Origin of the sequence: Simplicispira metamorpha, assembly GCF_004341365.1 — a bacterium.
GTDB classification, from domain to species: Bacteria; Pseudomonadota; Gammaproteobacteria; order Burkholderiales; family Burkholderiaceae_C; genus Simplicispira; species Simplicispira metamorpha.
In genome coordinates this window covers 1-26,129 of record NZ_SLXH01000035.1, presented here as the reverse complement: position 1 = coordinate 26,129, position 26,129 = coordinate 1, and the positions used below count along the sequence as shown (strand labels likewise).

Here is a 26,129-nt window from a genome sequence, read left to right as displayed (position 1 = left end):
TCAACTACCTAGACGCCCAAGGGCAATGCCTCACAACCCGGTCGCATTGCCAGCCTGCGTTCCATGGGACCAGCAACGAGCCGTCGGATGCCAGCGCCGCGATCACGAGGCAAGCCCTTCGGCGAGACAGACAAAGCTAGCTCCGTTTCTTGACGCGGGGCAACGGCCTGTCGAATGGACGATGCACCGGCTGCGATCTCGTCGTCGCCGACACGGATGTTTCGCCCCAGTATCGCCCAGCCCTTTTCAAGCAGTAAGTTAACGTGCGGTTTCGCGGCCAACTACCGCCTCAGGATTGAGCTCGCGCTCGCTGCGCGGAGTCTCAATCTGCTTGAAGCCGCCAATCATGGCGTCGTTCAGGTACGCGTACAGGCCCCTGCTGAAGTCGTACACCACGTTCTTGACAGACCAGGGAATGTCCAAGTCGTACATGGGAGTAGTGGTATTGAACATGACTCGCGCCAACTGCCCCTCTTGGTCGAAAGCATCGAACATGCCAGCTCCGGAAAGATCCTCGTCAAAGTAATACGTCCGGCGTGGATATGCATGACGCTGGCCCGAGCGCAAGACCGCATCCACCACCCAGACCCGATGCAACTCCCAACGCTCGCATGCTGGGTTGGCATGGCGGGCCATCAGCGCAACTTCTGGTACGGGGCAGTCGTAGGTCGCCTTGTAGCCGTTGTAGGGAATGAGCATTTCCTTCTTGCCGAGCAGCTTGAAGTCAAAGCGATCCATCATTCCGGAGAAAACAAACAATTCGTCATAGACGATGACACCGCCCATGCTTGCCACCGGCGTGTCATAGGCAAATTCGGGCGCGAGCTTCACCCGGCGCTGGCCCGGCGTATAAGTCCACGCCTTCCGGGGCCTGGCGCTGGGATCCAGGTAGTCGGCCAAACCTGTCATTTCACCTACCCTGCGGGCCGGCGACTTGGTGACGGAATAGACCCGCCAGGCCATGGTGGGATCACGATCTTTCTGATCCAGTTCGTAGTAAGGAAAATTCTGATAGGTCTGCTGTTCCGCTGTCTTAATGGGCCGGCCGTTGGCATCCACCACCCAGGATCGCGAAGACATGGTGACCATGTCCTTGCTGCCCTGGTAGCGCAACTGCTGGTTCCACATCACCTCGTGCCCCGTCTTGGGAATCGGGAACGGCATGCCGCCACGGCAGGCCACGTCCACCGCCAAGCCGTCCTTCAGGCTGCGGCAACTGGTGGCGTTACGCCGTGTCGCAGCCAAGACCGCGTCGGGGTAGGCTACAGTGCGGTGGCTCGGGTAAACGTCCAGGTAGTACTCCGGGAATCGGGCCAGCAACTGCCGCTGGCCTTCCGAGAGCTTATCGGCGTACTGCGCCATGTTGCGTGCGTCAATGCGGTAAAGCGGTTTCTCACCTTTGAACGGATCGACCCAAAAGCCGCTGCCCGGCCTGTGTGCGGCAGGCGCGCTTCGGAGCCCCCCGGTATAGGGCGGGATGCTGCCGTCGGCATTGCCGGCGCGCACCGCTCCAAACTCTGTCAAGCTGCCACCCAATTGGCGGGCCTCTTCAGGAGAGACTCCTGCTGCGGCGGCGAGGTGCACGGCCAGCAGTGCCAGCGAAAATATACGGCGCATGGTCACGATCCAGTCAAACGAAAAGATGAAAGACGATTGGGTGATAGAAGGGTGCCGACTCAGCGTATCAATTGCCCATAGCGCGATCGCACCCCCACGTCCACCCAGTCGGAGCCCTGGTTGCGCTGTCGCGCGAAGCTCACGCTGAAGCCGCCCAGATCCAGATCGTTGAGCTGCGATAGCGTGGCAGCCACTGCCTCGGTCGTGAGACGCGGCGTGCGGCGCAAGGCCTCCACCAGCACCCTGGTGTTGATGTAGGCCTCCATGCCTACGAATGTCACCGCGTGGCCCGCGCCGTAGGTGTCCATGTTTCTTTGGAACTCCTGAACCAGGCGCAGATTGCCCGCCTCCGGATTGGGCACCACCGCGGTGAAGCCGAAGAGACTGCCCTTGAAGCCAGCCATCAGCGTGTTGAGGTGAGGACTCGCCAGCGAAGCGATAACGCGAGGCCATTCCTCCCGTGCCCCCAATTGAAGATCCACCAAGGCCTCAGCCGTCGGTAGTTGCAAGGCAAGCACGGCTCCATGAAAACTCTCCCCGCCCAGGGCCTTGATCAGCTTCTGCGCGCTGTCGCCCGGCAAGCCGACAGGAACGGCGAGTACGGTGGCGGTCATACCCTGCCCGCCCATAGCGCTCTTGAGCGCTGCGACCGATTCGCTTTCCGGCGCGTCGGTGACGATGGCGACCCGAAAGCAGGCGATGGCCTTGAACTGCCGGGCCAGGGCCTCGACCTCACGCGTGCTGCTGGCCCGTACCTGGAACAGCCAGGGCGCATTGCTGCGCGCCAAGGCTGAGGCGCCGCTCAACGGCCCAACCAAGGGCACTTTCAATACTGCCGTGACTGCGGCGGAGGCCCGGCAAGAAGCCTCGCCCTGACAATTGAGCAAGGCCACCGCCCCACGCTGCGTGATCAGCTCGCGAACATTGCGCTCGTGCTTGCGCGGGTCACCATCGTCGTTTAGCGTGACCAAATCAAGCCGACGCCCCTGCACGCCTCCGGCTGCATTTACGCCGTCTATGTACCCCTTGGCCGCGGCCATGACCCGCAATCCGCCGCCGTCCGAATCGGGTCCGATGTTCAGCGACTGGCCCAGGACGATCATATCGGCGCCACGCGCCACACAGCACCACACCAGGCCTGCCGACAAAGCCACCGCCAGGCGCCAATACCCACTATTCACATTCCGCATAGTACGGGTCTCCTTCGTATTCTTTTTAGGACAAGCCGTGCCCACAGCGCAGATGCTGGATCACAGTGGTGATGCGCTGGAAGACTTGGGCTTAAACGAACGCTAAGCTTGCCAGGGTGAAAACGGCCACATGGATTAACCTTCCACGCTCTGGGCTCCCAAGATGCGGTGGTGGAAAGCATGGCGGTGCAATTCGCTAACAGAAGCGCGCTGTGCACCGTCGAGGTGATGCCACTGCACAGGATTGTGGTGCGCAACTGTGCATGGCGGGGTAAAAATAGGCGGTTGCGGGCACTCCCTCTCACGCACTTCCTGCAAGCATTGGCGCAGCAAACCCATGGCGTAGAGCCTCCTTACGAGATCGCCTTGACGAGTTCCGGCACGGCCGTGAACAGGTCAGCCTCCAGGCCGTAGTCGGCTACGCTGAAGATCGGCGCCTCGGGGTCCTTGTTGATCGCCACGATCACCTTGGAGTCCTTCATGCCGGCAAGATGCTGGATGGCGCCCGAGATGCCCGCTGCGATGTACAGCTGCGGCGCCACGATCTTGCCGGTCTGGCCCACTTGCCAGTCATTGGGGGCATAGCCCGCATCCACGGCGGCGCGGCTGGCGCCCAGGGCGGCGCCCAGCTTGTCGGCCAGGGGCGTCATCACTTCGTCGAACTTTTCCTTGTTGCCCAGCGCCCGGCCGCCGGAGACGATGATCTTGGCCGCCGTCAGTTCGGGGCGGTCGCTCTTGGCGATCTCGCTGCCGACGAAGCTGCTCTTGCCTGCATCGGCCGTGGCGGCTGCGATTTCGACCGCCGCGCTGCCGCCGGTGGCGGCCGCGGCGTCAAAGCCCGTGGTTCGCACGGTGATGATCTTGGTGGCGTCGCCGCTTTGCACGGTGGCAATGGCGTTGCCCGCATAGATGGGGCGCTCGAAGGTGTCGGCGGCGATCACCTTGGTGATGTCGCTGATCTGGGCCACGTCGAGCTTAGCGGCCACACGCGGCGCCACGTTCTTGCCGCCGGCGGTGGCGGGGAACAAGATGTGGCTGTAGTTGCCGGCGATGGCCAGCACCTGCGCGGCCACGTTCTCGGCCAAGCCGTGTTCTAGGCCGGGGGCGTCGGCGTGGATGACCTTGGCGACACCTGCGATCTGGCCGGCGGCCGCGGCTGCAGCACCTGCGTTGTGGCCAGCCACCAGCACATGCACGTCGCCACCGCAGGCCACGGCGGCCGTGACGGTGTTTAGCGTAGCGCCCTTGATGGAGGCGTTGTCGTGTTCAGCAATAACGAGTACCGACATTCAGATCACCTTCGCTTCGTTCTTGAGTTTCTCGACCAGGGCGGCCACGTCCGTCACCTTGACGCCAGCGCCGCGCTTGGCGGGCTCGGTCACTTTGAGGGTTTTGAGGCGCGGCGCGACGTCCACACCGAGGTCTTCGGGCTTGACGGTGTCCAGCTGCTTCTTCTTGGCCTTCATGATGTTGGGCAAGGTGACGTAGCGGGGCTCGTTCAGGCGAAGGTCGGTGGTGATGACCGCAGGCAGCGAAAGCTGCAGGGTCTCCAGGCCGCCGTCCACTTCGCGGGTCACGTTGACCTTGTCGGCAGCGAGTTCGACCTTGCTGGCGAACGTGGCCTGGGGCAGGTCGGCCAGGGCGGCCAGCATCTGGCCGGTCTGGTTGGCGTCGTCGTCGATGGCCTGCTTGCCCAGGATGACTAGCGATGGCTGCTCCTTGTCCACCAAGGCCTTGAGCAGCTTGGCCACGTCCAGGGGCTGCAGCTCCACGTCGGTCTCGACCAGGATGGCGCGGTCGGCACCGATGGCCATGGCCGTGCGTAGGGTTTCCTGGCACTGGGCCACGCCGCAGCTGACGGCGATGACTTCGGTCACCAGGCCTTTTTCTTTCAGGCGCACGGCCTCTTCGACGGCGATTTCGTCAAAGGGGTTCATGCTCATCTTCACGTTGGCGATGTCCACACCCGTGTTATCCGATTTGACGCGGACCTTGACGTTGTAGTCCACCACGCGCTTGACAGGGACGAGAATTTTCATATGTATCTCCTTTGGAATGGGTAGCAGCTTTGTCCTGGCTGCCCTAGCCTTGGGAAAGGCCGGTCTTCGTTCGCCAGCGGGCCAGGAGTTCCAAGGCCTTCTTCTGCGCGACCTCGTGCTCGCGCGCCTTCACATGGCCATAGCCTCGCACTTGCTGGGGCAAACGGGCGAGCGCCAACGCCTCGTTGAAGTTGTTGCTGTTCAGGTCTTTAAGCAGGTCTTTAACCAAAGCCTCGAATTCGTCGATTGCCGCACGTTCCTCCCGCCGCTCCCGAGTCCAGCCGAACGGATCGAAAACTGTTCCGCGCAGGAACCGCAAACGGGCCAGGAGACGGAAGGCCGTCTGCGCCCAGGCGCCGTAGCGCTGTTTGACTGGACGGCCTTGCGCGTCGCGGCGCGCCAGCAGCGGCGGTGCTAGGTAGTAGCTCACGGTGAAATCACCTTCGAAGCGCTCTTGCAGCCGGGCGAGGAAATCACTGCTGGTGTGCAGGCGAGCAACTTCATATTCATCTTTGTAGGCCATCAGCTTGTAGAGGCTCATCGCGACCTCGCGCGCCAGGCGATCTCCTCCGACACGCGCCTTCTCGACATCGGAAACACGCCGCACGACCGCCGCGTAGTGCTGCGCGTAGCGTGCATTCTGGTAGTCGGCGAGCCGCTCAGTGCGATCGGCCAGAATGCTCGCAAGAGACGCTGTTCTGCTCGGCATCAGCATCACCTTTTCGTCGGAAAGCAGGCCGGCCGCACGGCGCACCGCAGCAGGATCCAGCGCAGCCTGGCGTCCCCAGGCAAACGCTGCGCGGTTCATGCCTACCGCGGCGCCGTTGAGTTCGATGGCGCGCAACAACGAACCCTCTTGCAGAGGCACCCAGCCTTTTTGCCATGCAAAGCCCAGCAGGAATACGTTGGTGGCCACGGCATCACCCATGAGGGCGACCGCCAGGCGGGAGGCCTCCAGAGACTCCACCTGGGCAGCGGCCGAACCGACCCGCTCGAGCATCGCATCGGGCGACGCCTGCCAGTCGGGATCCCGTGTAAAGCTGCCCGTGGGGGCCACGTCCGTATTCAACACGGCGCGAGTGCGCCCGGACGCCATGGAAGCAAGCGCATCTCCGGCCGCGGCCACCATCAGGTCGCAGCCGAGCACCACGTCCGCCTGTCCGCGCGCTACCCGCGCGGCATGCAGTTGGACGGGATCCGCCGCCAGCCGCACATGGGACATCACGGCCCCGCCCTTCTGCGCCAAACCTGCCATGTCCAGCACCAGCACCCCTTTGCCCTCGAGATGCGCGGCCATCCCCATGAGGGCACCGATGGTCACCACGCCGGTGCCGCCGACCCCGGCCACCAGAATGTTCCAGGGGCGCGCCAAGACTGGCAGCTCGGGTCGCGCCATGCCGGTGGGCGGCGCCACGCGGTCACGCTGGGGCTTTCGCAGTTCGGCGCCATCGAGCACCACGAAGCTTGGGCAGAATCCGCGCACGCAGGAGAAGTCCTTGTTGCAGCCGCTCTGATCGATCTGCCGCTTGCGCCCCAAGGGCGTTTCCAGTGGCAGGATGGAGACGCAGTTGGACTGCACGCCGCAATCGCCGCAGCCTTCGCACACGGCCTCGTTGATGACCACTCGACGCGCCGGATCGACCAGAGTCTTCTTCTTGCGCCGGCGGCGCTTCTCGGCCGCGCAGGTCTGCGCATAGACGATCACCGACACCCCCTTGACGTCGCGCAGCGCACGCTGCAGCGCGTCCATGCCGTCACGGTGCGACACCTTGACATCCTTGGGGAAGTCGTCCAAGGCCTGAAAGGCCTCGGGCTCGTCGCTCACCAGGTGCAGTTCCTTCACGCCTTCGGCGGCAAGCTGCCGCAGCAACTGGGGCACCGAAGGTGCGCCTTCGACTGGCTGACCTCCCGTCATGGCGACAGCATCGTTGACCAGCAGCTTGTAGGTGATGTTGACACCGGCAGCCACGGCAGCCCGGATGGCCAGGGAGCCCGAGTGCATGTAGGTTCCATCGCCCAGGTTGGCGAACACATGTGGCGTATCCGTGTAGGGCGCCTGCCCTATCCACGGCACCCCTTCGCCGCCCATCTGGCTGAACGTTTCCGTGCGGCGATCCATCCACATCGACATGTAGTGACAGCCGATCCCCGCCAGCGCGCGCGACCCTTCCGGCACCTGGGTGCTGGTGTTGTGAGGACAGCCCGAACAAAAGTAAGGAAGCCGCTGGGGCACAGGCGCATCGGATGGGGAACGAGTTGCCACCACCGCCTGACGCTCCAACCACACCCGCACCGACTCCGGCAGCACGCCTTGCCCGTACACCTTGACTAGGCGCGCAGCGATCACATCAGCGATGCCGGCTGGCGTGAGCTCGCCATTAGGCGACAGCAGGATGCCGCTGCTGGGAACCTGAACCCATTCGCCCGATTCATCGTATTTGCCGACCACGCGGGGGCGATGGGGTTCGTTGTAGAGGTGCTCCTTGATCTGGTATTCGAGTACTTGGCGCTTTTCCTCCACGACCAGTATTTCGTCGAGGCCCTGTGCGAACTCAACCACGCAGGTGGGTTCCAAAGGCCAGACCACGCCGATTTTGAGCAGGCGCACACCCAGCGCCTGTGCGGCCGCCTCGTCCAAGCCCAGCAGCGACAGCGCCTCGCGCACGTCCAGGTAGCTCTTGCCGGTGGTGCAGATACCCAGGCGTGCGTCCGGGACTGCCCAGTCCTGGCGATTGAGTTTGTTCAGGCGCACGTATTCGAGCAGTGCATACAGGCGCTCGCGCTGCAGCCGGTTCTCCTGCTCCAGCGGAGGATCGGGCCAGCGGATCGAGAAGCCGTCGGCGGGAACGGGGTAGGACTGCGGAATCTTGATCTCGACCGACATCGGATCGATGTCGAACGACGACGAGGACTCGACCGTGTCGCTGATCACCTTGAAGCCCACCCAGCATCCGGAGTAGCGCGACATGGCGTATCCGTGGAGTCCGAATTCGATGAATTCGTGTACTCCCGAAGGATGCAGCACCGGAATCATCGCAGCGATGAATGCATGCTCGCTCTGATGCGGCAGGCTGGATGACTTGCATGCGTGGTCGTCTCCCGCCACCAGCAGCACGCCGCCATGCGGAGCGCCACCCGCGATGTTCCCGTGCTTGAAGACATCGCCACTGCGGTCCACGCCCGGTCCCTTCCCGTACCAGAGGGCGAACACACCATCGACCCGTGCCTTCGGATCCAGGCTCACCATCTGCGTGCCCCAGACCGACGTTGCCGCCAGCTCCTCGTTGAGACCGGGCTGAAAGCGCACCTTGTGCTTGTCCAACAGCGCCCGGTTCTTCCACAGCTCCTGGTCTACGGCGCCCAGGGGAGAGCCACGATAGCCGGAGACGAAACCTTCGGTATTCAACCCGGCGGCCTCGTCACGCGCCTTTTGCGCCAGCAGCAGCCGAACCAGCGCCTGCGTACCGTTCATGTAGACACGGCCGGCGGGCAATTCGTACTTGTCCGCCAGGGAAACGGGAGGGGTCATGGGGATATCTCCAGGTTGCTCGCGCAACCTTTTATTTAAACATTTATCTATATTTTGTTCATATTTATGGCATAGTCAAATTCAATTTTTGAACCCCAGGTATTTGCCTTTCCAATGACAATCGGTCTGCCTGCCCTGCCGCGCTTCACGCTGCGCCAACTGCACTACTTCGTGGCCGTGGCGCGCTGCGGGCAAATCTCGGCTGCCGCAACAGAGATCGGCCTGTCGCAGTCGGCCATGACCCTGGCGATCGCGGACCTGGAACAGGCCATGGGCACGGCCTTGCTGGATCGCGGACGCCAAGGCGTCACCCTCACCTTGCAGGGACAAGGCTTTCTGCAGCACGCCGAATCCGTTCTGCGCATGGCCAACGAGGCGGCCCGCTTTCCGATACATGGGCGCGACCTCCACGGGAAGCTGGAAGTGGCCGCGACCTACACCGTCCTGGGGTACTTCCTGTTGCCCGCCCTCGCGCGTTTCTGCGAGCTGTATCCCCGGATAGAACTCTCGCTCGAGGAAATGCCGCGTAAGGACATCGAGGTCCGCCTGGCGAGCGGCCAACTGGAAATGGGCGCACTTTTGCTGTCCAACCTGGAAGCGCCGGAGCGCCTGGAAACCCGCGTCCTGGAAAGGTCCAGGCGTCAGCTCTGGATGGCTGCGGGCCATGAATACGCGGGCCGGGGGAGCGTGAGTTTCGAAGAACTTGCGGCGCTCCCCTACATCCTGCCCATGGTGGACGAAGGCGACCGCAATGCCCGGCGGTACTGGGCCGACGCGGGGCACACACCCCACAAGATTATCCAGACGTCTTCCATGGAGGCGCTGCGCGAGATGGTCGCTCTCAACCTGGGCGTGACCATCCTGTCGGACATGGTGTTCCGGCCATGGTCCCTGGATGGGCGGCGCATCCACGCCGTTCCCATGGACGCACGGCTGCCGGTCATGGAAGTCGGCCTGGCCTGGTCCGCAGGCCGTGCATTGAGCCCCTGCGCAGCAGCGCTGGAGCAGTTCCTGGGCCGATCATTCGCTAACGGCGCACAGGCAACGGCAAGAACCTAGATATGAACTATTTTTTAATTTCTGCCTACAATCTGCCAGATATTCTGCATAACCAGGAGACAGTACATGCTTATCGATTTGAGCCACAAGCGCGTCATCGTGACGGGCGCCTCGCGCGGAATTGGCCGGGCCATTGCCCGTGCCTTTGCTAAAGAAGGGGCCCGCGTTGCGGTCTGCGCCCGCACGCAGGCCGACATCGAAGCGGTGGGAGCCGAACTGGCGACGACGGCGCAAGCCGTGATCGCGCGCGCGGTCGACGTCACCGACACCGCGGGCGTGAAAGCCTTCGTGGATGAGATCGCAGCCGCCTGGGGCGGCGTGGACGTCCTGATCAACAACGCGGGCCAAGGCCGCGGCGGCAACCTCGACAACCTCACGCCAGAGCAGATCCTGGAGCACGCCAACGTGTTGCAGATGGGCCATTTCCGCTTCATCCAGGCCGTGGTCCCGCACATGCGAAAGCAGCGCTGGGGGCGCATCGTCGAGATCAATGCGCTGGCCGGCACCCAGATCACCCCGGACGGCATCCCCTCCGTGGTGAACCGCGCGGGCTGCATCGCCATGTCCAAATCGCTGGGCATGTCGCTGCCCAAAGACAACATCCTGGTCAACACCCTCAACATGGGCTGGATCGACACCGGGCAGTGGGACCGCCACTACCGTGAGATGCCGCCCGGCACGCCGCGCGAGGAATTCGACGCCATGGTCCTCAAAGTTGTCCCCCTGGGGCGTTTTGGCAAGCCGGAAGACGTCGCCGGCATGGCGCTGTTCCTCGCAAGCGACTACGCCAGCTTCATCAGCGCGGCCTCCATCGACATTGCCGGCGGCATGGGCGGACAGATTGCCTACTACCCGACCCTCAAAAGGGACTTCGGCGCGGCCATGGCCTTGCGCTATCCCAGCCCGGACACCCAAGCCTGAGGCCCGGCTACGTGAACGAGGCCCAACGACACCTGCAAGGCAAGGTCGCCGTCGTCACCGGCGCATCGTCAGGTATCGGCGAAGCCATTGCCCATGAGCTCAGCGCCGCGGGCTGCAGCCTGGTGCTGACCGCGCGCCGCGCCGAGCGCTTGAATGCGCTGTGCGCCCAGCTCCCCGGCCCGGCAGTCCCCCTGAGCGCAGCGATCGATGAGCCCGCCACGGCGCAGGCTCTGCTGGAGTTGGCCCACCGAACCTACGGCCGCGCCGACATCCTGGTCAACAACGCCGGCATGCTGGTCACCGGCACACTCGAAACCATCGATCTCGATGGCCTGATGCAGATGACGCGCACCAACTACGATGCCGTGGTCCGGACTTCCTATGTGTTTGCGCGCGCATTCAAGCAACAGGGCGCGGGCGCCATCATCAACGTGTCCAGCGTGGGGGCATACCTGAGCCATTCTTCCATGGGCGTGTACGCCGGGTTGAAGCAGGCCGTCGAGGTGTTCAGCACTGCGCTGCGTGTCGAACTCAAAGGCAGTGGCGTGCGTGTGGGCACCATCGCGCCCGGCACCACGGAAACCGAGATCTTTGACCGGCTGCGCGCCTCGGGCCAGCCGGTCCGGGCGGACCAGACACCGGCCCTACAGTCGTCGGATGTCGCGTCCGCCGTGCGTTACATGCTCGAGCAGCCAAAGCACGTTAGCGTGGCGCGCATGCTGATGGTCTCGTCTTCGGAATCAGTCTGAAACGCCGACTCCCGTGCTGGCGGCCCAGCGCGGAAGTCGGCAAGCGGGCTGCGTCATCCCTGTTTGTACTTGGCCAGCAACTCGGGCTCGAGCAGTTCTTCGGGCGTCCGTACACTCGGGCCGAGGATCGGGCCCACCACTTCATGACCCCAGGTGCTAAGCTTCTCGGGATTGAGTTCGAAGCCGTCGTCGTGCCAGGGTTCGAGCTCGGTGATGGTCTCGAGTGCAAAGCCGCCCGGCGAGAAATGGTAGAAGGAAGCGTGCGGATCTTGAGAGTGCTGCCCCAGCGTCATCATCATCGGGATCCCGCGCTGCTTCACGATGTCGTAGGTCTCGCCGACGTCGCGCAGGCTTTTCACAAACAGGCCCACATGCTGGACACCCATCTTCCCAGGCCCGTATCCATAGGCGATATCGTGGCTGGTGTAGCTGTTGAGCTTGGAGCGGTAAAACGCCGTCTGGCCCTTGCCGGCCCCTGGGCCGTAGTAATGGAAGCCCATCAGCTTGACGAAGAAATCTTGCAGTTCGGGTGGCCATTGCGGAGTGATCACGACCAGATGTCCCAACCCCCGCACGCCGGCCACGAAGCCCCCGTGAGGGCGGCCTGGCGTGAAGGAACGAGGCATCCATTTTTGACCATGGAACATCTCATGCTGGTAGCCGACCGGGTCACGAAAACGGAACACTCCCTTGACGCCACGCTGCTCGCACAGGGCCGCATCGCCCATGGTGATTTCCACGCCATGTTCCTGGAATCGGGCGATCGCCGCCTCGAACTCGATCTTTCCCTTGGCCTCCCAACCGATATAGGCCAGGCGATCGATCTTGCCCGGATGGAAGGCAAACCGGTGCCGCCGATCGTCCGTGCGGAAGTAGAGGGAGTCCGGATCTGACGCCGGAGACTGGCCGACCTGAAAACCCATGACCTGCGGCCCATAGTCCCGCCATTCGTCTACCTTGGTTGTCTCGAAGCCGAGGTATCCAATACCTATGATGTCCATGTTGATGTTTTCCCGTGAGCTAAAAAAACCGATGTCCCGCAGAACGAGTCATCGGCGAGAACCAGCCATAGGATGCGCCAGCGCCCGCCGACAGCAGACCCTGCTGGACCTCCGCCAATCACGACTGAATCGCTTCAATGACCAGCGCTTCCGCGGGGCAGGCTGCGGCCCCTTCCCTCGCCTCCTCCTCAAGCCCACCAGGGATGAGCTCGGATTCGACGTACACCAAGCCGTTTTCATCCAGCTTGTACACCTCGGGGCAGAGTTGGGCACACAGCCCGTAACCGCAGCAACGACCGCGATCGACGATCACTCGAAGTGTGGGGGTTTTCCCGTGGGTACTCATGATTTTCCTTTCGATGCAGCGGGTTCGATGTTGCTGCGCATAGAGATATATGGACATTATTCGATAAAGTGTTGATTTTTACTTCAGGGTTCTCCCTAGACCACCCTTCGTACCCCGCACACTTTGCACCTGTGCGCAACGACCCACGAGCCGACCCGGTATTCCCGTCACCACAGGGGCGTCCCTGAACTAGATAAAACTCCATACAGAATGCACTTCGCCACTTAGAATGCCCGCTGCTGCAGACAGGTGGAAGTTTTGTGACACCCCGTCGTTCCAACACTTCCGAGGCAGTGACCTTCATTCAATTGACCACTGGACAACATGGAATACGTCGTGACCGAAGACAGCGCCGCGCCGGGCAAAGCTCCGACTTTGGCCGACAACTCCAAGAAATCAGGATCGAGCTACGGCGTCATCGTGAAGCCCGTGGTGAATGCCATCGGAGTCCTTCGATACCTCGCGCACAAGGGGGCTCCTGAGCGAGCAGCGGACATAGCGAGGCACCTGGAAATCAATCCAAGCACCTGCTTCAACATCCTCCGAACCCTGGTCTTGGAAGATGTCGTCGATTTCAATCCGCTGTCCAAAACGTACTCTGCAGGCCTTGGGCTGGCTCGCTTGGCAGAGCAGTTGGTGACACAGGGCCAGCGCGTCCAGTTGGCATTGCCGCTCATGCGCGAACTTGCCATCGCACGCGGAATCACGGTCACGCTCTGGCGCCCGATGGGCAATGACAGGATTGTGCTCGTCAGCTCCGAATCCAGCCCTGCGGATCTGCACATCTACATGCCGCTGGGCCAGCGCCTGCCTATCCTGATGGGAGCCAGCGGCCGGCTTTTCGTTGGGCAGATGAATCTCTCTGAAAACGACCTGCACGCTGAATTCGCCCGTATTCGCTGGGCACGTGCGCTATCGTTTGAGGAGTATTTGGATCAGGTTCACCTAGCTCAACGCCACGGATGGGCCGTTGACGACGGATATTTCTCCGACGGCGTCCTTGCGATCGCCGCCCCTGTGCGAGACACCACGCGCAGCATTGCCTACACCGTTTCAGCTGTCATGATCCGCAGCCAGCACAGCGATGCCGAAGTCCGGATCAAGGCCCTTGGACAGTCGTTGAAGGAATTGGGCACCCGGCTGGAATCTGTGCTTTTTTGAGACCCGGGCCTGGAAAACAGGCTCAAACACCAGTCACCACTGCAGCCATGCCCCAATCCCGCATCTAGCGGCGGCCGCTCGCGTTCGCACGAGCCCAAAAGGCTCGCCCCCCCAAGTGATGCGCTGAAATCTAGCGGAAGCCGTGAGACATCAGTGTCCAAAAATCGCTCGCCATAGGGAGCGTGTGGGCATGCAGATGACCAGCATGACTGTGCTGGTGGACAGCGGCATCGGCGAATTGCCACAGCACAGCAACAACCACCGCAAGGCTCGAGACGGTCGTAAAGATCAAGGAAGGCATTTTGTCTCCATGGTTTGATCCTCTGATGGCAGGACGGCTGTGCACACAGGAAATCAAAGGCACTTTTTCCATAAATGTACAGATTCCAACCTCCTGCGTCAAAACAGAAAGCGCTCCATGCGCCTCTTTCCGCCCAAAACCAGGGAAAACACCGATCCCAACTCAATCCAGCAGCCTGAGACACAACGACCGTCCGCCCCACTCCACTGGGGCGTTCCCGCCCTTGATCAGGGGCCTCCCCATCACCAGCACTACCTGCCCCAGGCGCGCATTCATGCGTATCACCTGCGGCCCGTCGGGACCTGTAAGTACAGCCCAAGCCAATCAGGACAACAGAGAGGAATGGCCAGCTAGGGTGAATCCCAATACCCAAGGCAGCGCGGGCCGAGCAGAATTGCAAAATTCTAAATGCAGAATTCAATTCTTTATACAAATAATAAGAATGGCTCCTGTTTGGGTCAAGGCGCTCATGCTCATGTGCTTTTTGGCGGGTGCCGATGCATCCGGGGCCGTCGGCTTCCCGGAAAAACCCATCAAGGTCGTGACTCCCTTCACGCCGGGTTCGGCCCCAGACGTCTACACCCGAGCCCTCGCAAGCGAGATGTCCAAAGCTGCAGGAGTGCCTGTTGTGGTCGAAAACCGCCCTGGCGGCAGTTCCGGCATTGCGGCGCAATTGATCGGTTCGGCGAAACCCGATGGATACAACCTTCTGATCTCGGGGAACGTGGCATTCACCGGCAACCCCCACGTGATCAAGAACCTGCCCTACGACCCAGTCAACGGCTTTGTCCCTTTGACGACACTCTCCAAGGGCCCCATGTACCTGTATGTCAATCCGGACAAGGTCAGGGCGGCATCTGCCAAGGAGTTCCTCCAGCAGATCAAGAGCAATCCAGGCCGGTTCACTTTCGGCTACACGAGCATCACCAGCCGCTTGCCCGCCGAGGTACTGCAGCAGACCGCCGCAGTGAAAGTGGTAGGGGCAGCCTATCGCAGCGGCAACTCGATGATGCCGGATCTGATCAGTGGAGAAATCGACTTCATGTTCACCGACTTTTCGGCCTGGACTTACGTCAGTTCCGGAAAAATCAAAGCACTGGCCGTGACCGATGAAGTCCGCAGCCCATTCGCACCCGACCTGCCAACCTTCCGTGAAAGCGGAATCGATGGCATGGACATAGGTTTCTGGCTGGCAGCCTATCTGCCAGCCATGACTCCCGAGCCGATCGTTCAAAAGATGTACCGCTTGCTGGTTCAAGCCAATGAGACGCCGGCAGTGCAAGCAGCCATGAAGGCATCGGGCACGTTGGCGTTCATCCAGCCCCTGGGCCAGCTTGGGAAATACCAGACAAAAGAACGTGATCTATGGGGAAAGATCATTAGGGCCGCAGGCATCCAAGCCGAGTAAGCGGCTGGATCTCATGAAGAGCACCATCAGATGCACACCTCTTGTCAGCCTTTTACCACTGGTTGGTTTCCAGGCTCCGGCCCAGAGCACGGTGAAATAACCTGGCGGGACCCAACCCGCAGGGACATCCTGGACTATCCGTCAGCAATGGCCGCCTCCGTCGAGTGCAACCTGCGGGAACAGCACGCGCTGGACACTGCGGGCGTCGGCATCGTCTACATCCGCCAACGTGTCATTGTCCGCTGCAACCGGCGATGCGCGGACATTTTCGGATACCCAGACGAGCACGCGCTGGTAGGCGTGGGCAGCGAGCAACTCCATCCCAGCCGAGGCGACTTGCGCAGCCTTGGACGCGAGGCCTACACCACGCTCAGCGCGGGCCATGCCTACCGCACACAGCGTCGCCTAAGGCGCAAGGATGGCAGCCTGTTTTGGGGAGAGCTTACGGGCCGCCTCATTAACGCCAGCAACCTGCACGAGGGCTCAATCTGGATCGTCAGTGACATGGGAGAGAACCTGCTCGCCCAACAGGCTCTGAATGAAGCGCATGAGCAGTTCAAGCAGCGGCCTCAGCGGGGGCTCAGGGCCACCGTGGAGAACCTGCGCCGCGAAATCACCGACCGCAAGCTCGACCAGGAGCGCATTTACTGGATGGCGCACTACGACGGGCTCACGGGCCTGCCTAACCGGACACTGCTGGCCGAACGCACCGAGCGAGCCATTGAATTGGCCCGCGCCAGCGCCAGGCAACTGGCAGTGATGTTTCTCGACCTCGACCATTTCAAGCACGTCAACGACTCGCTGAGCCACCGTGTCGGCGATACGCTGCTGATTGAGTTCGCTCGAAGGCTGCGCACAGTCGTGAACCGGTGTGACACCGTGGCACGCATCGGCGGCGACGAGTTTGTGGTGCTCTTACCCAACGCCAATGCCCAGGGCGCCGAGCGCATCGCCTCCAAACTGCAGAAGGCATCGCGTCTGACGTATCGGATCGACCACCACGAGCTCATGATCGCCCCCTCCATCGGGATCGCGCTGTATCCCGATGACGGCCATGACATTGACTCTCTGACCCAGGCCGCCGACACGGCCATGTATCACGCCAAGCGGGCCGGCCGCGACACCTACCGCTTCTTCACGCCGCAGATGCAGGCCCAGTCGCGGCGCGCGCTGCAAGTGGAAAACGCGCTGCGCCGTGCACTGGATCGCAACCAACTCTCGCTGCACTACCAGCCCCAAGTCACGCTACGCACCGGCCGCGTCCACAGCGTGGAAGCCTTGCTGCGCTGGGACCATCCAGAATTGGGCCGCGTCTCGCCGGCCGAATTCATCCCCATCGCCGAGGACAGCGGCCAAATCCTGCAGATCGGCGAATGGGTGCTGCGCACCGCCATGCGGCAATTACAGACGTGGCGCCAGGACGGATTGCGCGATTTGAAGGTGGCCGTGAACCTCTCTGCCATTCAGTTCCGCCAGCCGCAACTGCCTGAGATCATCAACTCCATACTGCAGGACACCGGAATCCCTCCTGATTCGCTGGAACTGGAGCTGACCGAGGGCGTGGCCATCAATGATCCGCACCAAGCCGCTGCCACGATGGACAAACTGCGAGCCCGTGGTGTGCGCCTGTCGATGGACGATTTCGGCACTGGCTACTCTTCCCTGAGCCAGCTCAAGCGCTTCCAGATCTACAAGCTCAAGATCGACCAGTCCTTCGTCCAGGATCTGGATCGGAACAACAACGATCGTGCCATCGTCAGCGCCATCATCCGCATGGCCCAGGCCCTGGGCATGCAGACCACAGCCGAGGGCGTGGAAACCGAAGCGCAACTGGAGTTCCTGCGCGAGGAGGGCTGCGACGAAGCCCAGGGCTACCACTTCAGCCGCCCGCTGCCGTCAGGTGAACTCGGACAGCTCCTGCGCAGCCAGCCTGGATGGCTGCCATAACACCCCCAGAAAAAGGCGTGAATTGCGGCACCATCCCCAAGAAACCAAAGCGTGGCAAGCGCATACAGCTTCCAAATTAATAGCAAAAGATCACTTAATCCAGGGCACAAGCCGAAATTACCTCGGCTCAAATGTGCACTGGATTGCCAGACTCCAGGCCCCTCATCCGCATGGCGCCGACATGTTCCAGGCAGGCGCCCGCCTAGCCGTTCGGCTAGTGGTATTCCCTAAACTCGTATGTATTCCTTACCAAATATGAACATTATTATTGAATCTGTACAGTATTTGATCTAGCATTCACACCCTATGCTGTCGGTTCGGCCGCCCGGGCCAACCCCCATCGCCTCACTCTCTGGAGACAACATGAAGCTGGAAGATCTCATCCTCGTCAGCGTTGACGATCACGCCATCGAGCCACCCAATGCATTCGCCCGCCATATGCCCGCGAAGTACAAGGGGCGCGAGCCCCGCGTCGAGAACCACAAAGGTCGCGACGTCTGGGTGTTCGAGGAAAAAGCCACGGGCTACATGGGCCTGAACTCGGTGGTCGGCCGCCCCAAAGAGGAATACGGCATGGAGCCGCTGGGCTACGAACAGATGCGCCGCGGCACGTGGGACATCAAGGCCCGTGTCGATGACATGAATGCCAATGGCGTTCTGGGTTCCCTCTGCTTCCCAACCTTCCCGGGTTTTGCGGGACAGCGGTTTCAGAGCTACGAAGACCGCGGTGTCTCGCTCGCAGCCATCCAGGCCTACAACGACTGGCATCTGCACGATTGGTGCAACGCTGCACCGGGCCGCTTCATTCCCTTGATGATGGCTCCTTGGTTCGACATGCAGGCGGCGGCGGCGGAAGTCCAGCGCCTGGCCAAGCAGGGTGTGCATGCCCTCACGTTCTCCGACAACCCTACCGTGCATGGGTACCCGTCCATCCACAACAGCTACTGGGATCCCCTGTGGAAGGCATGCGCGGACAACGACGTGGTGATCTGCTGCCACATCGGCACCGGCGTCAAAGCGGCCCATGCATCCGACGAGTCGCCGATCGATGCCTGGATCACGTCGATGCCCATCTCCATCTCCAACTCCGCCGCCGACTGGATCTGGGGCCCCATGTGGAAGAAATTCCCCAAGCTGCGCATGGCCCTGTCCGAAGGCGGCATCGGCTGGATCCCCTACCTGCTGGAACGCGCCAACTTCACCCACAACCACCACAACGCCTGGACCAACTCCAACTTTGGCGGCAAGAAGCCCAGCGACGTCTTCAACGAGCACATCATCACCTGCTTCATCGAGGACGAGTTCGGCCTGCGCAATCTGGACTTCATCAATGTCGACAAGGTCACCTGGGAATGCGACTACCCGCACTCCGACTGCACATGGCCGGAATCCGCCAACGTGTTCTGGAAGCAATCTCAGCACCTGAGCGACGAGGTCATCAACAAGATCACGCACCTGAATGCGATGCGCGAGTTCTCCTACGACCCCTTCGCCATCCTGGGCCGCGAAAACTGCACCGTCGGCGCGCTGAAGGCGCAGGCCAAGCACGTGAGCATCGAGCCGGCCTGCGGCATGGGTGGCGCGGCTCCGCTCCGTGACCCGGAGCGTCCGGTCACCTCGGGCGACATCAACAAGATGTTTGCCGCCGCCGACGCCCAGACCGCCTTGTAACCCGCCATCGGCATCAACCCAGGAAACCGGCCGTACCCTATGGCGCTTGCATCTTTCCAATACAACCGCATCCCCGCAGACGTCGAGCCGCTCCGGGCCGAGGTGAGGCGCTTTCTCGCCACCGCACTCAAGGATCGGAGCGCCCTGCGCCGCGCGGACTCGTGGATGGGCGCCGACCCGGCCTTCAGCCGGGAATTGGGGTGCCGCGGCTGGCTTGGCATGACCTTGCCACACCAGTATGGCGGCCACGACGCCAGCCCTTGGGCGCGCTATGTCGTGATCGAAGAGCTGCTGGCGGCCGGGGCCCCCGTCTCCGCCCACTGGATCGCCGACCGCCAGAGCGGCCCCCTGATCCTGCGCTATGGCACGGAAGCCCAGCGCCAGAAGTACTTGCCTGGGATCTGCAAGGGCGAGGTCTATTTCTGCATCGGCATGAGCGAGCCCAACTCGGGCTCGGACCTCGCTTCGATCCGCAGCCGCGCGGTGCGTGATGAAGCGGCGGGCGATGGCAGCTGGCGGCTGAGCGGCCAGAAGGTCTGGACCACCAATGCCCACCACGCGCAATACATGATCGCCCTGGTGCGCACGGGTGCTGCTACGGGCGAGAAGGCTGCGCGCCATGAAGGCATGTCGCAGTTCATCATTGACCTGAAGGCCGCCGGCGTCACGGTGCGCCCGATCCGTGACCTGGCGGGCGGTGAACACTTCAACGAGGTCTACCTCGACGACGTCCGCCTGGATGCCGATGCCTTGATCGGCACCGAAGGCCAGGGCTGGGAACAAGTCACCGCGGAACTCGCCTTCGAGCGCAGCGGGCCAGAGCGTTTCCTGAGCAGCATGGCGCTGCTGCACACGCTGATCGACGCCGTCGGAGCACAACCGGATGCCCTGCAGGCCCATGCCGTGGGTCGCCTGAGCGCGCGCCTTGTCGTGCTGCGCCAGATGTCGCTGGCGGTCACGGCCGAGTTGGCCGCAGGAGGCAACCCCGCCTGGGCGGCCTCCTGCCTGAAGGATCTGGGTGCTGCGTTTGAGCAGGAGATCCCTGAACTCGCCCAACAGGTGCTCGATGTGGCGCCCGCCGTCGGCGGGGGCAGTGACCATGCGCAAGTGCTGGCGGCCTTGATGCAGATGGCACCTTCTTTCTCGCTGCGTGGTGGCACACGCGAAATCCTGCGCGGCATCATCGCCCGCGGTCTCGGGCTGCGTTGAGAACACAAGCATGCGTGAATTGTTTGAATCCACCATCGAGCGGCTGCTGGCCGATCTCGTCACCCCGGAACTGATCCGCCACTGCGAGGCGGGCCACTGGCCGGCCGACCTGTGGGCAGCCCTCGAATCATCCGGGTTCGCTGTGGCCGCCGCGCCGGAACACCTGGGCGGCGCTGGCGCCTCCTGGGAAGACCTGTACGGGGTCGTGAAGGCTGCAGGACGCCACAATCTGCCCCTGCCCCTGCCCGAGACCATGTTCGCGAACTGGTTGCTGGGCCAGTGCGGGATCGAGGCCCGCAATGAACCGCTGGGCATCTCCATGCGCAGCACGCTGTCGCTCAACCATGCCGCAAAAGGAGCTTTCTTCGACGCACCCTGGGTTGCGCCTGCGGAAATCCTCGTCACAGGCACGCTGTGCGACGTACCCTGGGGGCGCGATGTGGAGCACGTCGTCGCTCTCGTCCCCGGCAAACGAACGACGTTGATCCTGCTGTCGCGCCGCGACGCGGAAGTGAGCACCAAGCAGAACACCGCCGGCGAGCCGCGGGACGACCTCAGCTTCAAGAACACCACGCCCATCGCGATCGCGGATGTCCCCGCCGATTGGCCCGACGATGTGATCTGGTGGGGAGGGGCCATGCTGCGCACGGCCCAGATGGCCGGAGCCCTCGAAACCACGCTGGATCTGAGCACCCGCTACGCCACCGAGCGGGTTCAATTCGGCAAGCCCATCAGCGCATTTCAGGCCATTCAGCACCAGTTGGCGCAGATGGCTCAGCACACGGGCAGCGCGCTCGTCAGCGCCGAGGCCGCCTTCGCGGAATCGGGCAGCCAACTGGCGACCTGGCAGATTGCCGCGGCCAAGGTCTGCGGCGCAGAAGCCGCCGGTGCGGTGGCCGCCATGGCCCATGCAGTGCACGGCGCCATCGGCTTTACGCACGAGCATGCGCTGCAGTTGGGCACCCGCCGGCTCTGGGCCTGGCGCAGCGAGTTCGGCAACCAGGGGCACTGGACACAGCGGCTGGGAAGGGCCGTCGCCCAAGGCGGCTCTGCCTCGCTGTGGCCTGCCGTAACCAGTGGCCGCCTGGCAGCCCTGTCCTCCACATGAATTCCCACCCCATGAGCGAACAAAGCCCTACCCCCTTCTTGCTGATCGAACGCGACGGCCCCGTGCTGACCGCCCGGTTGAACCGTCCCGAGACGCGCAACGCCCTGACCGATCCCGCGCACATGGATGAACTGGTGGCCCTGTGCCGCCAGATTCGTGCAGACCACAGCATCAAGGCCCTGGTGCTGACCGGCGAAGGCAGTGCTTTCTGCGCTGGCGGCAATGTGAAGGACATGCAGCAGCGCGGCGGCATTTTCGCGGGTAGCCCCTACGAGGTGCGCGACAGTTACCGCGACACCATCCAGCGCATTCCTCTCGCTCTCTACGAGCTCGACGTGCCGGTGATCGCAGCGGTGAATGGCGCTGCGATTGGCGCGGGTCTGGATCTGGCCTGCATGTGCGACATCCGGATTGCGAGCGACAAGGCCCTGTTCGCGGAGAGCTTCGTCAAGGTCGGCATCGTGCCCGGGGACGGTGGCGCCTGGCTGCTGCCGCGCGTGATCGGCATGCCCAAGGCCAGCCTCCTGGCCTTCACCGGCGACACCATCGATGCCGCCAAGGCGCTGTCCTGGGGCCTGGTTGCCGACGTTTTTCCCGCCGACCAGTTGCTGGGCCAGGCACAGGCGCTCGCCCAGCGCATCGCCCTCAACCCGTCGCATGCGCTTCGGTTAACCAAGCGCCTGCTGCGCGAAGGCCAGCATGTGCGCCTTGACACGCTGCTGGAGCTCTCATCGGCTTACCAAGCGTTGTCCCACCACACCGAAGACCACCTCGAAGCCGTCAACGCCTTTCTGGACAAGCGCCCCGCGCAGTTCACCGGACGCTGATGGCGAGCCCCCAGAACCAGGACATTTCCATGCGCCCCGTATTCCGAGAAGACCACGAGCAGTTCCGCGAACAGGCCCGCCGCTTCATTGAACGTGAGATCGTGCCCCACCTGCACGCCTGGGAGGCCGAGGGTATCGTGCCCAAGAGCGTCTGGCTCAAGGCTGGCGAAGCCGGCCTGCTGTGCTCCACCGTCCCTGAAGCGTACGGCGGCGCGGGCGGCGATTTCGGCCATTCGGCCGTGATGATCGAAGAACTTGCGCGGGTCAACGCCACCGCGGTCGGATTCACCACACACTCGGAAATCGTCGCGCCCTATATCGTGGCCTACGGCACGGAAGAGCAGAAACAGCGGTGGCTGCCCAAGATGGTGAGCGGCGAGACGATTGGCGTGATCGCAATGAGCGAGCCCGGTATAGGCAGCGACCTGCGCAGCATGCGCACCACCGCCGTGCGCGGCGAAGACATCTATACCATCAACGGCCAGAAGACCTTCATCACCAACGGGGGCAACGCGGATCTGGCCGTGACGGCCACCAAGCTGGATCCGGCAGCCAAGGAGCTGACGCTAATCTGCGTCGAAACCGACCAACCTGGTTTTTCCAAGGGCCGCAGGCTCGAAAAAATCGGACTCAAGGGCCAGGACACGTCGGAGCTCTTCTTCGACAACGTCTCGGTTCCGATGGCAAACCGGCTCGGCGAAGAAGGCCAGGGCTTCAAGTACCTGACCCACCAACTGGCCTGGGAGCGCACCATCATCGGCATCCGCGCGGCCGCATCGATCGACTCGCTCATCGAACAGACGATCCAGTACACCCGCGACCGCAAGCTGTTCGGCAAGACAGTGTTCGACTTCCAGAACACTAAATTCAAGCTCGCCGAATGCAAGGCCCAGGCCACCATGCTGCGCGTGTTCGTCGATGACTGCCTAGCCAAGGCGATGCGTGGAGAACTCAGCGCGGAAGTCGGTGCCATGTGCAAGCTCATGGGCTCCGAAATGCAGGGCAAGATCCTGGACGAACTGCTGCAACTGCACGGGGGTTACGGCTTCATGAGCGAGTACATGATCAGCCGCGCCTGGGTCGATGCCCGGGTGGCGCGCATTTACGGCGGAACCAGCGAAATCATGAAAGAAATCATCAGCCGATCGCTCTGATTACCGATCCCACTTTAAGGAGACCCCCATGCCGCAAATCATCTATGTCACACCCGATGGCAAACGTACCGAGCTGGACGTGGCCGAAGGCACCAGCGTCATGCAAGCCGCGCTCGCCAATGGGCTTCCAGGCATGAACGCCGACTGCGGCGGTGCTTGCCAATGCGCGACCTGCCACGTATACGTCGAGCAACCCTGGGCCGAGCAACTCAGCTCTATCGACGATACCGAAGATGCCATGCTGGACTGCACAGGCGAGCCCCGTCAGCCCCACAGTCGGCTGTCGTGCCAGATCATGGTCACGGCGGCCCTGGATGGTATGGTGGTGCGCGTGCCCGCGGCGCAGTAGCGAGCGGGCACGGGGGTGCGGAGCGCCCCCCACCAACTCGCCACCGCTCCGTGCACTGCACGCCCATCTCCCCGCGTCCCGCCAGACGGCCCGCATGCGAAAGGGAAGCATCATGATCAAGCGCCCAGACCACTTCACCATCGTGACGGACCAGTTGGAGGCGACGCGGGCTTTCTACGTGGATCTGCTCGGCATGCGCGAGGGCCCGCGCCCCCCGTTTCCGGTTCCGGGGTTATGGCTCTATGTAGGGAATCAGCCCATCCTGCATGTGGTCGCTGTGGATCGAATGCCTATGCCCCGTCGTGGCGCGCTCGATCACATGGCCTATTGGGCCGAGGGGTTGCAGGAGACCACCGCCACCTTGCGTTCGCACAATGTGGGGCTTCGCCTCATCCGTGCGCCAGGATCGGTCAGGACATGGCAACTGTTTTTCTCCGATCCCAATGGGGTTGAAGTCGAACTGGACTTCGCCGAAACCGAAACCCCGCCCGAAGACTGGAAAACATTTTCCAGCAGCCTCCGCTAGAGCGGTTTCGCGCTGACCGACATAGCTGCCCGCATGGTTTTCGGTGCATTGAACCGCCCCGTATTTTGAGGAGGCTCTTTTCTCTGAGAGGATTGAGCTACGAAGAAGTCGAACAAGTTCTCACCCGAGGTTCGCGAACGCGCTGTTCGCATGGTGCGAGAGCACAGAGGCGATTACCCCTCGCTGTGGGCAGCCATCGAATCCCTTGCCCCCAAGATCGGCTGCGTGCCGCAGACGCTCAATGAATGGGTCAAGCGCGACCAGATTGATACTGGTGCGCGCGATGGCATCACCACGTCCGAGCGCGAACAGATGAAGGCGCTGGAACGCGAGAACAAAGAGCTGCCCAAAGCCAACGAGATCCTCAAGCTCGCGAGCGCGTTTTTCGCCCAGGCGGAGCTCGACCGCCGTCTGAAGTCCTGAGGGAATTCGTCGACCAGCATCGACAGGCCTACGGGGTCGAGTCGATCTGCAAGGTGTTGCAGATCGCCCCATCAGGCTATTGGCGCCACGCCGCCCATCAAAGCAATCCTCAACTGCGCTGCGCGCGCGCTCAACGCGATGACACCTTGGCGCCTCACATCGTGCGCGTCTGGCAAGACAACATGCGCGTGTACGGGGCCAACAAGATCTGCAAGCAGATGAATCGCGAAGGGGTTGGCGTTGCCCGCTGTACGGTGGAGCGGTTGATGAAGCGCCTGGGCTTGCAGGGCGTACGCCGTGGCAAGGTGGTGCGCACCACGATCAGTGATATGAAGGCGCCATGCCCACTGGACCGGGTCAATCGGCGGTTCTTGGCTGAGCGGCCCAACCAGCTGTGGGTCTCGGACTTCACGTACGTCTCGACTTGGCAGGGCTGGCTGTACGTGGCCAACGCGCTCGACGTGTACGCCCGGCGCATCGTGGGCTGGCGGGTCAGCCTGCACACAGGCTTCGTTCTGGATGCTCTGGAGCAGGCGCTCTATGCCCGGCAACCCGAGCGTGATGGCGCCTTGATTCATCATTCCGACAGGGGGTCGCAATACGTGTCCATCCGCTACAGCGAACGACTCGCAGAAGCTGGCATCGAGCCCTCTGTAGGCAGCAAGGGCGACAGCTACGACAACGCCTTGGCCGAGACGATCAACGGGCTGTACAAGGCCGAGGTGATCCACCGACGGTCATGGCCAACCCGTGAATCGATGGAGCTGGCCACGCTGGAATGGGTCTCCTGGTTCAACCATCACCGGCTGCTCGGATCCATCGGATACGTCCCGCCGGCAGAAGCTGAGGCAAACTACTACCGGCAACTCGCCAGTCAAGCCACCGCGGTGGAGGTCTGACTTAAACCAAACGGCCTCCACGAAACCCGGGGCGGTTCACTGTCGTAGATCTTGTCCGCCAGCAGCTCCTGCCCAGGCAAGTCCTGGATCAACCCAATCAACTCCGGTGTGTCGGACTTGTTGCCAGCCGTCAGCTTGAAACGCAAGGGATTGCCCAGCGCGTCGCATACCGCATGGATTTTGGTGTTCAGCCCGCCGCGAGAGACGCCAATCGCTTGAGGTCCATTTTTTTTGCGCCCCAGCACTCGCCTGATGTGCTCTGCAAGAGGTCGAGTCCACCATCAGTTGCTCGTGATCGGGCTCTTGCAATGCCACAAACAGCGCCTTGAAATGCCCCCGCTCACTCCAGCGTGCAAAGCGCTGGTAGACCTGTGCCCATGCACCCAGGTGCACAGGCAGGTCACGCCAAGGCGAGCCTGTTTTGGCGATCCACAGAACCGCATCAATGAACAATCGGTCATCGCGCCCGGGACGCCCCAGTACAGGGGGGAGATGGACTACCATGCGCTGCCATTGCGCATCGGTGAGGGCGTGGCGTTGTGGGGTCATTGAAAGCTTCTAGAGATGAGAGGCTATTAAACACCACTTTAATAACAGGCCCTAGTACTACAGCCGTAGATTCTCTTCAGGAGGAATGCATCCCCGACGCCGGTAGTGGAACAGCTGCGCCCGTCGTTGATGTCGCCTGCGCCAGG

At 62.4% G+C, this 26,129-nt stretch carries 23 protein-coding genes, 1 pseudogene and 1 other annotated feature; of the genes and pseudogenes, 15 read left to right on the top strand and 9 right to left on the bottom strand.

What is annotated here, in order from left to right; genetic code table 11:
* Positions 1 to 258 precede the first annotated feature (258 nt).
* The 5 genes from EV674_RS15540 to EV674_RS15520 form a co-directional block, all read right to left on the bottom strand.
* A complete protein-coding gene (locus EV674_RS15540; RefSeq protein WP_119014449.1) occupies positions 259 to 1,617 on the bottom strand; it encodes a DUF1329 domain-containing protein in 1,359 nt (452 codons plus the stop codon).
* 59 nt (positions 1,618 to 1,676) lie between these two features.
* The gene (locus EV674_RS15535; protein ID WP_157983716.1) at positions 1,677 to 2,720 is read right to left on the bottom strand and encodes an ABC transporter substrate-binding protein; all 1,044 of its coding nucleotides are present in this window, start codon (positions 2,718 to 2,720) and stop codon (positions 1,677 to 1,679) included.
* A 440-nt stretch (positions 2,721 to 3,160) separates the two neighbouring features.
* Positions 3,161 to 4,096, bottom strand: coding sequence for an electron transfer flavoprotein subunit alpha/FixB family protein (locus tag EV674_RS15530; protein WP_119014451.1), 936 nt, complete (start codon positions 4,094 to 4,096; stop codon positions 3,161 to 3,163).
* Entirely contained in the window at positions 4,097 to 4,846 is a 750-nt protein-coding gene (locus tag EV674_RS15525) for an electron transfer flavoprotein subunit beta/FixA family protein (RefSeq protein ID WP_119014452.1), read from the bottom strand.
* A gap of 43 nt (positions 4,847 to 4,889) precedes the next feature.
* The gene (locus EV674_RS15520; protein ID WP_119014466.1) at positions 4,890 to 8,375 is read right to left on the bottom strand and encodes an indolepyruvate ferredoxin oxidoreductase family protein; all 3,486 of its coding nucleotides are present in this window, start codon (positions 8,373 to 8,375) and stop codon (positions 4,890 to 4,892) included.
* A 114-nt stretch (positions 8,376 to 8,489) separates the two neighbouring features.
* On the opposite strand from EV674_RS15520, the gene EV674_RS15515 reads away from it, so the two are divergent.
* The 3 genes from EV674_RS15515 (at position 8,490) to EV674_RS15505 (ending at position 11,104) form a co-directional block, all read left to right on the top strand.
* On the top strand, positions 8,490 to 9,434 hold the full coding sequence (locus EV674_RS15515) for a LysR family transcriptional regulator (protein ID WP_063460645.1): 945 nt from the start codon (positions 8,490 to 8,492) through the stop codon (positions 9,432 to 9,434).
* A gap of 66 nt (positions 9,435 to 9,500) precedes the next feature.
* On the top strand, positions 9,501 to 10,355 hold the full coding sequence (locus EV674_RS15510) for an SDR family oxidoreductase (RefSeq protein ID WP_119014453.1): 855 nt from the start codon (positions 9,501 to 9,503) through the stop codon (positions 10,353 to 10,355).
* Positions 10,356 to 10,366: 11 nt separating this feature from the next.
* On the top strand, positions 10,367 to 11,104 hold the full coding sequence (locus EV674_RS15505; RefSeq protein ID WP_206613258.1) for an SDR family oxidoreductase: 738 nt from the start codon (positions 10,367 to 10,369) through the stop codon (positions 11,102 to 11,104).
* 53 nt (positions 11,105 to 11,157) lie between these two features.
* On the opposite strand, the gene EV674_RS15500 is transcribed toward EV674_RS15505, so the two are convergent.
* A complete protein-coding gene (locus EV674_RS15500) occupies positions 11,158 to 12,105 on the bottom strand; it encodes a VOC family protein (RefSeq protein ID WP_119014454.1) in 948 nt (315 codons plus the stop codon).
* A gap of 118 nt (positions 12,106 to 12,223) precedes the next feature.
* Positions 12,224 to 12,451: a ferredoxin gene (locus EV674_RS15495; RefSeq protein ID WP_060985465.1), complete on the bottom strand. Its 228-nt coding sequence runs from the start codon at positions 12,449 to 12,451 to the stop codon at positions 12,224 to 12,226.
* A gap of 324 nt (positions 12,452 to 12,775) precedes the next feature.
* Between EV674_RS15495 and EV674_RS15490 the strand changes: the two genes are divergently transcribed.
* The 12 genes from EV674_RS15490 to EV674_RS15440 all read left to right on the top strand — a co-directional run bounded on the left by EV674_RS15490 (position 12,776) and on the right by EV674_RS15440 (position 25,434).
* The gene (locus tag EV674_RS15490) at positions 12,776 to 13,612 is read left to right on the top strand and encodes an IclR family transcriptional regulator (RefSeq protein WP_119014455.1); all 837 of its coding nucleotides are present in this window, start codon (positions 12,776 to 12,778) and stop codon (positions 13,610 to 13,612) included.
* A 190-nt stretch (positions 13,613 to 13,802) separates the two neighbouring features.
* A complete protein-coding gene (locus tag EV674_RS17945; protein ID WP_277749430.1) occupies positions 13,803 to 13,931 on the top strand; it encodes a hypothetical protein in 129 nt (42 codons plus the stop codon).
* Between the two features lie 337 nt (positions 13,932 to 14,268).
* Complete coding sequence (locus tag EV674_RS15485) at positions 14,269 to 15,321, top strand: Bug family tripartite tricarboxylate transporter substrate binding protein (RefSeq protein ID WP_157983717.1); 1,053 nt, start codon at positions 14,269 to 14,271, stop codon at positions 15,319 to 15,321.
* Positions 15,322 to 15,468: 147 nt separating this feature from the next.
* Entirely contained in the window at positions 15,469 to 17,268 is a 1,800-nt protein-coding gene (locus tag EV674_RS15480; RefSeq protein WP_119014457.1) for a putative bifunctional diguanylate cyclase/phosphodiesterase, read from the top strand.
* Between the two features lie 363 nt (positions 17,269 to 17,631).
* On the top strand, positions 17,632 to 18,939 hold the full coding sequence (locus tag EV674_RS15475) for an amidohydrolase family protein (protein ID WP_119014458.1): 1,308 nt from the start codon (positions 17,632 to 17,634) through the stop codon (positions 18,937 to 18,939).
* 39 nt (positions 18,940 to 18,978) lie between these two features.
* Positions 18,979 to 20,148 (top strand): acyl-CoA dehydrogenase family protein, encoded by a 1,170-nt coding sequence (locus EV674_RS15470; RefSeq protein WP_119014459.1) that lies wholly within the window; start codon positions 18,979 to 18,981, stop codon positions 20,146 to 20,148.
* Between the two features lie 10 nt (positions 20,149 to 20,158).
* Complete coding sequence (locus EV674_RS15465) at positions 20,159 to 21,256, top strand: acyl-CoA dehydrogenase family protein (protein ID WP_119014460.1); 1,098 nt, start codon at positions 20,159 to 20,161, stop codon at positions 21,254 to 21,256.
* 11 nt (positions 21,257 to 21,267) lie between these two features.
* Positions 21,268 to 22,083, top strand: coding sequence for a crotonase/enoyl-CoA hydratase family protein (locus EV674_RS15460; RefSeq protein WP_119014461.1), 816 nt, complete (start codon positions 21,268 to 21,270; stop codon positions 22,081 to 22,083).
* Between the two features lie 29 nt (positions 22,084 to 22,112).
* A complete protein-coding gene (locus EV674_RS15455; protein WP_119014467.1) occupies positions 22,113 to 23,237 on the top strand; it encodes an acyl-CoA dehydrogenase family protein in 1,125 nt (374 codons plus the stop codon).
* A gap of 28 nt (positions 23,238 to 23,265) precedes the next feature.
* Entirely contained in the window at positions 23,266 to 23,586 is a 321-nt protein-coding gene (locus tag EV674_RS15450) for a 2Fe-2S iron-sulfur cluster-binding protein (protein WP_119014462.1), read from the top strand.
* Positions 23,587 to 23,698: 112 nt separating this feature from the next.
* A complete protein-coding gene (locus EV674_RS15445; RefSeq protein ID WP_119014468.1) occupies positions 23,699 to 24,112 on the top strand; it encodes a VOC family protein in 414 nt (137 codons plus the stop codon).
* A gap of 150 nt (positions 24,113 to 24,262) precedes the next feature.
* A protein-coding gene (locus tag EV674_RS15440; protein WP_241525015.1) for an IS3 family transposase occupies positions 24,263 to 25,434 on the top strand; the annotation gives its coding sequence in 2 pieces (ribosomal slippage) (positions 24,263 to 24,503 and positions 24,503 to 25,434; 1,173 coding nt in all).
* Positions 24,490 to 24,606: a sequence feature (AL1L pseudoknot), on the top strand. It overlaps the preceding gene by 117 nt.
* Here the strand turns inward: EV674_RS15440 and EV674_RS17835 are convergent.
* Positions 25,410 to 25,679, bottom strand: a complete 270-nt coding sequence (locus EV674_RS17835; protein ID WP_241525016.1) for a transposase — start codon at positions 25,677 to 25,679, stop codon at positions 25,410 to 25,412. The genes EV674_RS15440 and EV674_RS17835 overlap by 25 nt on opposite strands.
* Before the next feature lie 31 nt (positions 25,680 to 25,710).
* Positions 25,711 to 25,983: pseudogene (locus EV674_RS18035) on the bottom strand (transposase); the annotation flags it as partial.
* Positions 25,984 to 26,129: the final 146 nt, after the last annotated feature.

Bases quoted from the DNA above. Each gene is read 5' to 3' on its own strand.
- EV674_RS15540 (WP_119014449.1), bottom strand. From the start codon at position 1,617: ATGCGCCGTATATTTTCGCTGGCACTGCTGGCCGTGCACCTCGCCGCC.
- EV674_RS15535 (WP_157983716.1), bottom strand. From the start codon at position 2,720: ATGATCGTCCTGGGCCAGTCGCTGAACATCGGACCCGATTCGGACGGC.
- EV674_RS15530 (WP_119014451.1), bottom strand. From the start codon at position 4,096: ATGTCGGTACTCGTTATTGCTGAACACGACAACGCCTCCATCAAGGGC.
- EV674_RS15525 (WP_119014452.1), bottom strand. From the start codon at position 4,846: ATGAAAATTCTCGTCCCTGTCAAGCGCGTGGTGGACTACAACGTCAAG.
- EV674_RS15520 (WP_119014466.1), bottom strand. From the start codon at position 8,375: ATGACCCCTCCCGTTTCCCTGGCGGACAAGTACGAATTGCCCGCCGGC.
- EV674_RS15515 (WP_063460645.1), top strand. From the start codon at position 8,490: ATGACAATCGGTCTGCCTGCCCTGCCGCGCTTCACGCTGCGCCAACTG.
- EV674_RS15510 (WP_119014453.1), top strand. From the start codon at position 9,501: ATGCTTATCGATTTGAGCCACAAGCGCGTCATCGTGACGGGCGCCTCG.
- EV674_RS15500 (WP_119014454.1), bottom strand. From the start codon at position 12,105: ATGGACATCATAGGTATTGGATACCTCGGCTTCGAGACAACCAAGGTA.
- EV674_RS15495 (WP_060985465.1), bottom strand. From the start codon at position 12,451: ATGAGTACCCACGGGAAAACCCCCACACTTCGAGTGATCGTCGATCGC.
- EV674_RS15490 (WP_119014455.1), top strand. From the start codon at position 12,776: ATGGAATACGTCGTGACCGAAGACAGCGCCGCGCCGGGCAAAGCTCCG.
- EV674_RS17945 (WP_277749430.1), top strand. From the start codon at position 13,803: ATGCAGATGACCAGCATGACTGTGCTGGTGGACAGCGGCATCGGCGAA.
- EV674_RS15480 (WP_119014457.1), top strand. From the start codon at position 15,469: ATGGCCGCCTCCGTCGAGTGCAACCTGCGGGAACAGCACGCGCTGGAC.
- EV674_RS15475 (WP_119014458.1), top strand. From the start codon at position 17,632: ATGAAGCTGGAAGATCTCATCCTCGTCAGCGTTGACGATCACGCCATC.
- EV674_RS15470 (WP_119014459.1), top strand. From the start codon at position 18,979: ATGGCGCTTGCATCTTTCCAATACAACCGCATCCCCGCAGACGTCGAG.
- EV674_RS15465 (WP_119014460.1), top strand. From the start codon at position 20,159: ATGCGTGAATTGTTTGAATCCACCATCGAGCGGCTGCTGGCCGATCTC.
- EV674_RS15460 (WP_119014461.1), top strand. From the start codon at position 21,268: ATGAGCGAACAAAGCCCTACCCCCTTCTTGCTGATCGAACGCGACGGC.
- EV674_RS15455 (WP_119014467.1), top strand. From the start codon at position 22,113: ATGCGCCCCGTATTCCGAGAAGACCACGAGCAGTTCCGCGAACAGGCC.
- EV674_RS15450 (WP_119014462.1), top strand. From the start codon at position 23,266: ATGCCGCAAATCATCTATGTCACACCCGATGGCAAACGTACCGAGCTG.
- EV674_RS15445 (WP_119014468.1), top strand. From the start codon at position 23,699: ATGATCAAGCGCCCAGACCACTTCACCATCGTGACGGACCAGTTGGAG.